The 11,739-nt window shown below is 56.7% G+C and carries 10 protein-coding genes; 1 reads left to right on the top strand and 9 read right to left on the bottom strand.

Going from position 1 to position 11,739, the window contains the following annotated elements; all coding sequences use genetic code 11:
• The 8 genes from BLU05_RS23020 to BLU05_RS22985 all read right to left on the bottom strand — a co-directional run bounded on the left by BLU05_RS23020 (nt 1) and on the right by BLU05_RS22985 (nt 8,735).
• On the bottom strand, nt 1-1,059 hold the full coding sequence (locus tag BLU05_RS23020; RefSeq protein ID WP_091885422.1) for a hemin-degrading factor: 1,059 nt from the start codon (nt 1,057-1,059) through the stop codon (nt 1-3).
• Between the two features lie 24 nt (nt 1,060-1,083).
• Nucleotides 1,084-1,224 carry a hemin uptake protein HemP gene (gene hemP / locus BLU05_RS23015; protein WP_227989249.1) on the bottom strand — a complete coding sequence of 47 codons (141 nt, stop codon included), beginning with the start codon at nt 1,222-1,224 and terminating at the stop codon, nt 1,084-1,086.
• A gap of 422 nt (nt 1,225-1,646) precedes the next feature.
• Nucleotides 1,647-2,591 (bottom strand): ABC transporter substrate-binding protein, encoded by a 945-nt coding sequence (locus BLU05_RS23010; protein ID WP_091885416.1) that lies wholly within the window; start codon nt 2,589-2,591, stop codon nt 1,647-1,649.
• A gap of 77 nt (nt 2,592-2,668) precedes the next feature.
• Nucleotides 2,669-3,679 carry an ABC transporter permease gene (locus BLU05_RS23005; RefSeq protein ID WP_091885414.1) on the bottom strand — a complete coding sequence of 337 codons (1,011 nt, stop codon included), beginning with the start codon at nt 3,677-3,679 and terminating at the stop codon, nt 2,669-2,671.
• Nucleotides 3,676-5,226, bottom strand: a complete 1,551-nt coding sequence (locus BLU05_RS23000; protein WP_091885411.1) for a sugar ABC transporter ATP-binding protein — start codon at nt 5,224-5,226, stop codon at nt 3,676-3,678. Before BLU05_RS23000 ends, BLU05_RS23005 begins: the two co-directional genes overlap by 4 nt.
• Before the next feature lie 193 nt (nt 5,227-5,419).
• Nucleotides 5,420-6,592, bottom strand: coding sequence for a Gfo/Idh/MocA family protein (locus tag BLU05_RS22995; protein WP_091885408.1), 1,173 nt, complete (start codon nt 6,590-6,592; stop codon nt 5,420-5,422).
• A gap of 18 nt (nt 6,593-6,610) precedes the next feature.
• Nucleotides 6,611-7,666 (bottom strand): sugar phosphate isomerase/epimerase family protein, encoded by a 1,056-nt coding sequence (locus BLU05_RS22990; protein ID WP_091885405.1) that lies wholly within the window; start codon nt 7,664-7,666, stop codon nt 6,611-6,613.
• A gap of 52 nt (nt 7,667-7,718) precedes the next feature.
• Nucleotides 7,719-8,735, bottom strand: coding sequence for a LacI family DNA-binding transcriptional regulator (locus BLU05_RS22985; RefSeq protein ID WP_091885402.1), 1,017 nt, complete (start codon nt 8,733-8,735; stop codon nt 7,719-7,721).
• Nucleotides 8,736-8,950: 215 nt separating this feature from the next.
• Between BLU05_RS22985 and BLU05_RS22980 the strand changes: the two genes are divergently transcribed.
• Nucleotides 8,951-9,988 carry an ABC transporter ATP-binding protein gene (locus tag BLU05_RS22980; RefSeq protein ID WP_091885399.1) on the top strand — a complete coding sequence of 346 codons (1,038 nt, stop codon included), beginning with the start codon at nt 8,951-8,953 and terminating at the stop codon, nt 9,986-9,988.
• Between the two features lies 1 nt (nt 9,989).
• Here BLU05_RS22980 and BLU05_RS22975 read toward each other — a convergent pair whose 3' ends face one another.
• The gene (locus tag BLU05_RS22975) at nt 9,990-11,669 is read right to left on the bottom strand and encodes an ABC transporter permease (RefSeq protein WP_091885614.1); all 1,680 of its coding nucleotides are present in this window, start codon (nt 11,667-11,669) and stop codon (nt 9,990-9,992) included.
• Nucleotides 11,670-11,739: the final 70 nt, after the last annotated feature.

Below are 11,739 nucleotides of genomic sequence, written 5' to 3'. Positions count from 1 at the left end.
TTATGCCGCCGAGCGCATGATGCGGGGAAGGGTTTCAACGAGCTGGCGCCAGTCGGCACGCTCACCGGAGCCCTCATGCCGCTTGCCAAAGAACTGGATGATCATCTCACCTTCGGCACCATAGGCTTCGAGCGAGGTTACATGACCGTCCTTGGTCGGTTTGCGAACGGCCCAAACTTCCGCGATGTGATCAAGCCGCAGATGCATATGAAACGTTTCATCAAGGATATTGAGCCAGGGACCCATTGGTTTGATGTTTTCAATCGGCCCGGAGTGAATCTGAATGCAGCCACGATTGCCGACAAAGCACATGATCGGTATCTGCTCCTGTACCGCATGATGCATCATGGCACCCAGGGCATCGCGGTCGAGAGCCCAGGCGAAATCTTGCCCGATCACCTGCACCGCCTGATGGCGCGTCATTTTCAGCGAGCGCAGGATGCCGAAGAACTCATGCACATCCTTCATCTGGGTCCAGCGATCCCGCAGGCCATCCGCGTCAAGCTCATGAATTTCGGCGGTTTTCTCTTCCGGCTTTGGCAAGGCCTTGACTTCGATGCTCTGTGACTGGTCATCAAGGCGCAGCTTGGCGACAAGCGCGTGATAGGCTTCAAGATCAGAGGCCGGGCGCAGATGAATTTTGTGGATCGCTTCGCCAGCCGCATCGAAGAACTGCAGGCTGCGGCGGGTAAATTCGCCATCCTGTTTTTCCACCGCGAAGCCATGGGCCCAGCTATCAGGAAAGAGACGCATGTCGATCTGCTCGCCGAGAAGCATTGAGGCATGTTTCCCGACAACAGGCTTGTCGTAAACACCGATCTTCTCGTGGACGGCGCTTTCATTGCGCGTCAGCGCCATGACCTCACCCAAGGTCTGGATTTCGGTGAGAAAAGTCTCGATGCGAGGCGTGATGCGAATGACATTGATACCGCAGAATGCAGCAACCAGATCAGCCTCGGTAATGCCAAGTTGCTGGGCAAGATCGCGCTCGCGCATTTTTGGATTATCAGCCCGTGCCTGGCGAATCTGCTGGGGTGTCGGCTTTTGGATATCGGTCATGGTCTCTGGATGCCTATCAATGCGTTACTTGTTGAGAATGAGCTTGCCCTGGCGGGTGATTTTGAGACGGTAAAGTGACCCGGCATGCTCGATACCTACCTCAGTGGTGCCGTCGAACAGGATTTCGCTGCCGTAGACACGCATATCGGACTGGGAGATCGGCATGATTTCCCGCGCTATGGGTGCAAGCCTCGGAAGCCGGACTTGCAGGTCGATGATTTGGCGTCGTGACATTGTGGCCAGCCTTTTCGTGCTGTCGCTCCCGGAACAGTCCGGACGCGGATAATAAAACTTGACTCGTATGGTCATATTTATTACTCAACATAAAGAGGAGTCAACGAGTCAAGTTAGTTGACGCTTGAAAAATTTGATAAAAATTGCGTGTGCGTTGCTCGGGAACCGGGAAATCCACGCAAGGAATGAGATTTTTGCAGCAGGAACTGGCCGTAGCATGACCGCTGCTTCCGCCATACATACTCTTGCCGCAACAGGGTCGGCGTCGGGGCAAGAGTCCTCCCCGGCGCCAACCCTGACGTACAAAAGAAAAAGGCCCTTGCGGGCCTTTATCCATTGTCATGCCGTTCAGATCAGAATGGCGAATCCGGGAAGTAGAATTCCTTGGCATTCTCCTTGGTGACCAATGTCGCATCAAGGATGTACTTGCCGCGCACCGGAACCTGATCGTAGAAATTGGCGACCGTCAATTCGAGGGCCGTTGCGATCATGGATGGTGGATAGAGAACATTGATTGGTGTCATGGCGTCGCCATCACCAACACGCTTGATCATGTCCTTCATGCCTGCGCCGCCGATGACCATCTTGATATCCGTACGCTTGGCTTGACTGATGGCTTCGAGCACGCCAACCGCCATGTCGTCATCCTGACACCAGACCGCATCGATCTTCGGGAACTTGGTCAGATAGTCCTGCATGACCTTGAAGGCGTCATCGCGTGACCAGTTACCAAACTGCTTGTCGAGGACCTTGATGCCGCTTCCGGCAATGGCTTCGTCAAAGCCCTTCTGGCGCTCTTCATCGATGACGATTGGCAGACCGCGAATGACGACAACATCGGCGGTGCCGAGCTTGTCCTTCAGATATTTACCGGCAACGCGGCCAAGTTCCGGATTGTTACCGGCAACGTAAAGGTCCTGAATAGTCGGATCAGACAAAGCACGGTCGACGACAGTGACGAAAACGCCCTTTGATTTGACCTGACGGATCGGGTCAGTCAGCTCGTCGGAATTGTGCGGTAGCGTGACCAAGGCATTGATGCCCTGTGTGGTCAGGTCTTCAAGCGCATTGGCCTGCGATGCACCATCAGGCGAGGTCTTGATAATGATCTTGAGGCCCGGATGGTTGGCTTCAAGAATCTTTGCCGCCCGTTCGGCGTGATAGACAACGCCGCCGGTCCAGCCATGATCGGCGGCCGGAATGGAAACGGCGATGGTGACCTTCTTGTCCTCGGCGTGAGCCAAGGTCATGCTTGACGCAAGCAGTGCGCCGGCAAGTCCCAGTATGAGTTTACGCATATCTCTCTCCCAAATATTCTACGGGCCTTTCCTTCGAGGTCGGCGGGTGGCCCATTCTCCCCCTCCCAAACTGTATTCTATCCCTTGCGCTGCAACGTCCTCTGCACAAGCATGGCGATGATGATGATAACGCCCTGTACGGCGCCGATCAGGTACTCGCTGACGAAGTTCGAAAGCACCATGATGTTGCCGACGATCTCCAGCATGAACGCACCGCAGATTGTTCCCCATATGCGCCCGACGCCGCCTTTCAGCGCGGTGCCACCAATGACAACGGCGGTGATGGCCTGCAACTCCCAGAGCATACCGGTTGTGGTGGTCGCAGCACCCAGTCTTGGCACATAAACGACAACCGCGATGGCCACACAGATGCCCTGTATGACATAGGTCATAGCGCGGACACGGTTGACGTGAATACCGGAATAACGCGCCACATCCTCATTGGAACCGACCGCGATGACATGCCGTCCAAAGGACGTTTTGTAGAGAATGAAGGCGCCGAGCAGACCGACGGCAATGATAATCCACACGGGAATGGGCAATCCAATGAATGTTCCCGTGTAAACAGGGCGGAACAGATTACGCATGTCGTTGGATTTCATGGCGATTGAACCGCCATTGGCCAGCCAGACGGTGACAGACCGATAGATGGCCATGGTGCCAAGCGTGACGATAAATGGCTCGATCCGCCCGATTGTTGTTACTGCCCCATTGATCAGACCGGCGCCGGCTCCAACACCAATGGCGACAACGACGCCGACAGCCAGCATAGTAAGATTGCCGTCGATTGCTGCCGAGTTCAGGAAGAGGATCATGATACCCGCGACAAGCGCCGCCATTGATCCCACGGAGAGATCAAGCCCGCCTGCCGAAATGACGAAGGTCGCACCCACCGCAATGATCGCAATGAAGGACGAGCGGGTCAGCACGTTCAGGATATTATCGACACCGATGAAGCTTGGATTGACCAAAGCGCCCAGAATGAACAGCACAGCCAGCGCGAGGAACGGCGCAACCGCAGTCATGTCAATATCTGCAAGCTTGCGGGCGAAGCCGCGCGCGTCGGTGGTTGGTTGTGTATCGGTCATGCGGACCCCGCTGCGTAAAGTTCTGCTTCGTTTGTTTTGACGCCGGTGGCGTAGACGACGATTTCATCTTCGGTCATCGCCTCACCCGTGACCTCGCCGACAATGCGCGATGAACGCATGACGAGGATGCGGTGGCAGATGCCGATCAGCTCCTGCATCTCGGATGAGATGACGATGACCGATTTCCCTGACTTGGCGAGATCGGCGATAAATTTGTAGATCTGTTCCTTGGTGCCGATATCGATGCCGCGTGTCGGCTCGTCGATGATGACGATGCTCGGATCAAGCAGCATCATCTTGGCAAGCAACAGTTTTTGCTGGTTGCCTCCGGAGAGTTGGCCCGCAAGCAAATCGCGGCGACGGGCGCGAATGTCGAATTCGGCGATTGCCTTGTCCAGCCCCTGCTCCTCGCGCTTGCGCTCGATCAGCGGGCCTTTGGTGAATTTCTCAAGCGAGGCAAGCGTCAGATTGGTACGCAGGTTCTGCGCCAGAAGCAGGCCTTTGCCCTTGCGGTCTTCGCTCAGATAAACAATCCCGGCCGCCATGCTGTCACGCACCCCGTGAAAGCGAACCGGCTTGCCATTCAGCTTGACCTGGCCTTGGCCCGCTCGCAGCCCGACAATGCCCTCAAGCAATTCCGTGCGCCCTGCACCGATCAGCCCGGCGAAGCCAAGGATTTCACCTTTGCGTAGGGAAAACGACGCTCCGCGCGCATAATCAGGAACATCAAAATTGGTGACTTCAAGAATGGTCTCGCGCGTCGCCGTCTCTTCCCGCTCGGGGTAAAGCTTCGACATATCGCGCCCGACCATCAGCTTTGCCATATCAACAGGCTGCAATTCTGAAGCATTGCGCGTTGCAATCAACTTGCCATCGCGCAGCACGGTGATGCGGTCGGCTATGGCGGCGACTTCAGGCAAGCGGTGCGAAATGTAGAGAACGGCGACATTCTGGTCGCGCAGATTGCGGATGACCTTGAGAAGCGCTTCCGTTTCAATCGGCGTGAGGGATGCTGTGGGTTCATCAAATATCACGACACGATGCGGCACTTGCAGCGCGCGGGCAATCTGCACAAGCTGCCGCCGTGCAATGGAAAGCCGCGATACAGGTGTGGTGGGATCAATATCGGCACCAAGTTTGCGCACGGCTTCAGCGGCCAGCCTGTTCATCTCGCGATCATTGACCATGAGGCCACGTTTCAGCTCACGGCCCATGAAAATGTTCTGCGCAACGGTCAGATGCGGTGCGAGCAGAATTTCCTGATGCACCAGCACGAGACCGCGATGCTCCGCATCAACAGGGCCAGCAAGGTGCACATCTTCGCCGTCCATCGCAACAGAACCGCGTGTCGGTTGCAAATGGCCGCTCAGAAGCTTCATCAGCGTGGATTTTCCCGCACCGTTCTCGCCGATAATCGCATGCACCTCACCGGGTTGAATGGTGAGACTGATATCAGTGAGCACCTCCACCGGCCCGAAAGCCTTGGCAATGCTGCGCGCTTCGAGGACGGGCGGCTGGTGTTGTTGTGGGTTGGGATGCGTGGACATTGATGTACTCACCCCCCTCTGCCCTGTCGGGCATCTCCCCCACAAGGGGGGAGATCAGCCTGTATAACCGTTTCGACCAACCTTCGATTGTGCAGTTTACGCGAAAGCAGATATGTCGATGTGATCTCCCCCCTTGTGGGGGAGATGTCCGACAGGACAGAGGGGGGTGAGGAAAGGTACATCATTTAAACCATCACACCTTGGTCCACACACCACCGGCCTTGGATGATTTCACCGCGGCCTCGATGAACTCCATACCTGCAAGACCATCCTCAACGGTTGGATAGATGACATCCTTTGGCGTCTTCTTGCCTGTACGGGCAGCGATGATGGCCTGTGCGGCCTCGGTGTAGATATTGGCAAAACCTTCGAGATAGCCCTCAGGGTGGCCACCGGGGATGCGGGTCACGCGGGCGGCTTCGGGATAGGCTCCTGCCCCGCCACGGGTTAACAACTGCTTGGGCTTGCCGAACGGCGTGTACCAGAGATAGTTCGGGTCGGCCTGCGTCCATTCCAATCCGCCTTTCGTGCCATAGACACGCAGCTTCAGACCATTCTCATGGCCGGGTGCAACCTGACTTGCCCAGAGCATGCCCTTTGCGCCGCCATCGAAACGCATCAGAATCTGCACATCATCATCAAGCTTGCGACCTTCGACAAAACTTGTCAGCTCGGCACAGAGTTGCTTCAGCGTGAGGCCGGAGACGAAACAGGCAAGATTATAGGCATGGGTACCAATATCGCCGATGGCACCGCCAGCGCCTGAGCGTTTTGGATCGGTGCGCCATTCCGCCTGTTTTGATCCGCTGTCTTCGGCTTTCTCGGTCAGCCAATCCTGTGGGTATTCGGCCTGCACCAGACGGATCGTACCAAGCACACCCTTTTCCACCATGGCGCGCGCCTGCCGGATCATCGGATAGCCGGTGTAATTGTGGGTGACGGCAAAAATCTTGCCTGATTTTTTCACCAAAGCTACAAGTTCTTTTGCGTCCTTGACCGTCGTCGTCAGGGGCTTGTCGCAGATCACATGGATGCCAGCTTTCAAAAAAGCCTTTGCGGCGGGTGCATGCATATGGTTCGGCGTAACGATAGCCACCGCCTCAATGCCATCGGGGCGCTTGGCTTCCGCTTTCGCCATTTCCTCGAAAGAACCATAGGCACGGTCTTCCGCGATCCCAAGTTCCTTCGCCGAAGCCTTGGCTCGATCAGGATCGGAGGAGAGCGCCCCGGCAACGAGTTCGTACTGGTCGTCGATGCGCATGGCGATACGGTGCACGGCGCCGATGAAGGCACCCTGCCCTCCTCCGACCATGCCGATGCGAATACGCCGGGTTGCTGCCTTTTGCTTGCTTGCTTCAATAGCCATTGCCGCTTCCTTCCGTTCTTATACCAGACCAAGGATACGGCGGTTGGCCGCGTCGTCGGTTCCTGCGCCAGCGAAGTCATCGAATGCTCTCTCCGTTACGCGGATCAGATGTGCGCTGATAAACTCTGCGCCTTCCCGTGCGCCGTCCTCGGGATGTTTGAGTGCGCATTCCCATTCCAGCACGGCCCAGCCATCGAAATCATATGCGGTCAGCTTGGAAAAGACGGCACCGAAATCCACCTGCCCGTCGCCGAGCGAACGGAAACGGCCAGCACGATTGACCCAGGACTGGAATCCGCCATAGACGCCCTGCCGTCCAGTCGGGTTGAATTCGGCGTCCTTGACGTGAAACGCTTTGATACGCTCATGATAAATATCGATGTAGTCGAGATAATCGAGCTGCTGCAGCACGAAATGCGAGGGATCGTAAAGCAGATTGGCACGCGGATGGTTGTTCACGCGCTCAAGGAACATCTCATAGGTCACGCCGTCATGCAGGTCTTCGCCCGGATGGATTTCATAGGCCGCGTCAACCCCCTGCTCATCGAGATAGTTGAGGATCGGTGTCCAGCGCTTGGCCAGTTCATCGAATGCCGCTTCCACCAGACCGGCAGGCCGCTGCGGGAAGGGATAAAGGAATGGCCAGGCCAATGCGCCGGAGAAGGTCGGCATGACTTTCAGACCGAGGTGTTTTGAGGCGCGCGCTGCCCGCTTGACCTGATCAACCGCCCATTCCTGCCGCGCTTTCGGATTGCCATGCACTTCAGGCACGGCAAACCCGTCCATCAACTCGTCATAGACAGGGTGAACGGCAACAAGCTGGCCCTGCAAGTGTGTTGAAAGTTCGGTGATGGTGAGCCCGTGTGAACTGGCAATGCCTGCCACTTCATCGCAATAGGTCTTGGAGTCAGAAGCCTTTTTGAGATCAAACAGCCGCGCATCCCAGGTGGGGATCTGAACACCTTGATAGCCCAGCGATGCCGCCCATTTGCAGATCGCATCGAAAGAATTGAACGGTGCCGCATCTCCCGCAAATTGCGCGAGGAAAATGGCTGGTCCCTTGATCGTCTTCATGTCTCGTCTCCTCCAATTCATTGGGTGCCTCGGGTAGGCACCGCTCGGGTCCTCAGGGCATATTGTCCCTGAGAAAAATATCGATACGAATGTGCTCCTGCCCCTGCACAATGGGACGGCCTTCACGCAGGGCTGTCAGAATACGCGCCGTGCTGCGTGCCATATGACCGACATCCTGATTGATCAGCGCATCCACGGTGCCGCGCACCAGATGACGGCGGGTCGAGGCTGTCAGTTCATGTGCCACGAAAATCACATCGGATACGTGGCCGGTTGCTTCAAGCGCCTTCACGACACCTGCCTGACCGCCACCGGCATTGTAGATGGCGACCAGATCAGCGTGATCGCGCAGGAGCGAGCGGGTGACAGCCTCGACGCGTGCATTCTCATCGCGTGCTTCGCGCACAGGCAAAACTTCAAGGTCAGGATATTCGCGGGAAATGACCTGCTCGAAACCGAATTGCCGCTCCACATGGTCGCGTAGTGCAAGAGAGCCGGCAATCATGCCAACCTTCCCCTTGCGCGGTCCAACAAAGCGGCCGATCAGCGATGCAGCGGTGCGGCCAGCCGCATAATTGTCGATGCCGACAAAATGGGCGCGGCGCGAATTGGGCACATCGGAGACCAGTGTCAGAACCACAACACCGGCATCGGCAAGAGTGTTGATGGCTTCGGTTACGGCAGGATGGTCGAGCGCCACGACAGCCACACCATCAATGCCAGAGGGCAGTTGCTCAAGCGCCAATGCCAGAGCTTCGCCGTCAAAAGTATCGACATAGTGAATGGAGAGACGCACCCGCTCCAGCAACTGGCGTTCACGGGTCGCGCGGAATTCCGCGTCGAGCGCCTGCATGAATTCGTTTTCGCCTGTAGGCAGGATAATGCGGAAATCATAGTCGCGTCCGCGCGCAAGCCGCGAAGCGTGCTGGTCCGGGTGAAATCCAAGCAGTTTAATAGCCGCGTTGACGCGCTCGATGGTGCGCGCATGCACACCATTCCTGCCGTTCACAACACGATCAACCGTTGCAAGACTGACACCGGCTTCTCGGGCGACGTCTTCAAGCGTCATCTTTACCACGAGAATTCTCCTCCACCTGATATGCTAGATCAGGGAAATGAGGTGTGCAACTCTTTTTGAGTGGTTTTGATGGGAATTTTGACGGCACCCCTCAAAGGCCTTATCCGGCAAAAGATTTCCGAGACATTCGCCAGCGCGTCACATGGTTGTAACGCGGCTGGCGCATAGGCCGTGTCAAAGATCAAAAAGCATTGTAAAAGCGGCGCATGACAGACATTCACATCCAGAATCTGACAAAGCGTTTCGGCGAGACGATTGCGCTCAAGGATATCTCCATTGATTTTCCTGCAGCCTCGTTCACCTCGCTGCTTGGGCCATCCGGGTGCGGCAAGACAACACTGCTGCGGCTCATTGCCGGGTTTGAAGCGCCGGATGATGGTTCCATAGCCTTCGGCGATGAGCGGGTGGCGGATACCCACCGCCAGAAAACGCCCGAGGAACGCGGCGTCGGCGTGGTCTTTCAGTCCTACGCCCTGTGGCCGCATATGAATGTTGCCGAGAATGTTGCCTATCCGCTGAAGACCCGCAAGATCGCCAGGGCCGAAATTGCAAGTCGCGTCAAAGCTGTGCTGGACAGTGTCAGCCTTGATGGTTTTGCCGATCGCCGCATCGAAGAACTCTCGGGCGGTCAACGGCAGCGGGTTGCGTTGGCACGCTGTCTGGTGGCCGATACAAAAATCATTCTCTTTGATGAGCCATTGGCCAATCTGGACATGCATCTGCGCGCTTCGATGATTGAGGCATTTCGCGATATTCACAGACGTACCCGCGCCACCATCGTCTATGTCACACATGATCAGGCTGAAGCATTGGCTCTGTCTGATCGAATTGCGGTGATGAGTGCCGGGAACATCCTGCAGATTGCATCGCCAACGGAAGTATACCACTCGCCTGCGGATCAGCGGGTCGCCGGTTTCATTGGACGGGGTATGCCGATTTCGGCCACCGTTGTCGAACGGCAGGAAGCATCGGTGATCGTTGAGGTAGCAGGTTTCCGTCTGTCGGCTCGCGGAGTCGCGAATGGCTCCGATGCCGTCAAATTGCTGTTGCGTCCGGAATCTCTCAGCCTTGCGGAAAAGGGAATTGCAGTACGCGTACAGGAAAGCACCTATCGTGGCGCCGTTTATGAAACCCGGCTTGAACTTCCCAATGGCCAGCGCCTGACACTCGACAGTGCCTCGGCCCTGCGCCTTGGCGACACCGTGCATATTGCCATTACCGATGCGTGGATTATTCCCGGCTGAGCTAGCGCCAGGGCAACACACCTAATGGAAGCTTTTTACCAAGACGATCAAGCACGGCCAGAAGCCCCACGACAATGATGATGGTTGTCACGGCAATGGCCGCTGCATGGGTGCCGAGCCCGGCTTCTTCCAGACTGAACAGGACAACGCCAAGCGTTTCATGGCCGCTTGACCAGAGCAGTGCCGAAACCGTCAATTCATTAAAGGCACTCATGAACACAAGCAACGCGCCAGCGACGGCAGCGGGTGCTGTCAACGGTCCGGTGATTGTCATGAGACGGCGCAGTGGCCCGGCACCTGAGACCGCAGCAGCTTCATTAAGATCGCGCGACAATTGCCCAATCGCCGTTGTGACGGGTTTCATTGCCAAGGCGAAGAACCGCATGAGATAGGCAATGAGGATAATCCATGCCGTGCCGTAAAGACTACCGATGAGTGGCAGCGGACGCAGGAACAGCAGGATGCAGGCAATGGCAAGGACAATCCCCGGCAAGGCATAAGGCAGTTCGATTGCGCCATGCAGGATACGCTGCGACAGACGCGAGAAACGTTCCAGTCCGACGGCAACGGGAATCGATCCGATGGCGAGGATCAAAGCAGCGGCTCCAGCCAGTGTTGCCGAATTCCAGAAAGCGCGACTGGTTGATGCCTGCCGGTAGAGAACTTCCTCGAAATTAGCGAATGTCAGGGTTGACCAGTTGAGCGGCACGCCAAAAGACGGGATCAGCGCAGTGGTCACCAGAGCGAGTACCGGCAGAATGAGCATGAACAGGATCGCAAGCCAGCCGAGCGCTGCAAATGGCCAGCGATAACTGCCGAGAGTGAACCGCGCTGGTGTTCCTGCTGTAAAGCGATGGCTGACTTTCTTCAGTGCCAGCGCCTGAAGAACAACGCCGAGCAAAGCGAGTATGGCAATGAGAACTGAAAGCGCGGCGACCTGTGGCAGTACGCTCGGGCCAAAACTGGCAATGCGCTGGTAGATCATCGTGGTCAGGGTGAGGTAATTGACCGGCATGCCAAGCAGAGCAGGAATGCCGAAATTGCCGACGCCCGAAACAAAGGCGAGAGCGGTTGCGGCGACGAGATAGGGGCGTACCATCGGCAGTACAATCGTCAGAAGAACGCGCATTGGCGATGAGCCGGAGGAGCGTGCCGCCTCAACCAGATCGCGCGGCACGCGGGTCAGCCCAGCGCGCAGTGTTATAAACACTATGGGTGCGTGCTGGATCGCATAAAGCAGGATGATGCCGTTGCGGCCAAGCAATGGATTGGATGTGCCCGGCGGTGGTGCGAGACCAAAAGCACCGAGCAGTGTGCTCGACGGTCCGAACAGATGCAGCCATGATAGTGCCATGACCTGAGGGGCAATCATCAACGGCAATAGAAGCAGGAAGCCGAGACTTTTGCGTCCCGGCAGATCGGTCATTGCAATGCCTATTGCAAAGGGCGCGCCAATCAGCAACGCCAACAACGCGCCGAAGAATGCTGTATCCAGCGTGTTGAGCGTGGCGCGCATGACAGAGACGGTGGAAAGCCGTGCCGCGAATGCCGCAAGATCAATCTCGCCGCCCGGTGCAATAGCTGTCACCAGCAGCCGTAACATCGGCAGGAAGCTGAGAACAAAGATAGCGGCCAGTACCAGCAGGGCGGACAGCCGACCGTTTTGCCTGATAGTACGCATCAAACCATGGAAAGAACCCGCAGCAACTGACGCGGGTTTTCCGGATTTGTGTATGGATTGGATAACAGCC

This window comes from Phyllobacterium sp. OV277 (assembly GCF_900104355.1).
Classification (GTDB): domain Bacteria; phylum Pseudomonadota; class Alphaproteobacteria; order Rhizobiales; family Rhizobiaceae; genus Phyllobacterium.
Note: the sequence above shows the minus strand (reverse complement) of the source record. Positions and strands in the feature narration are given on the sequence as shown.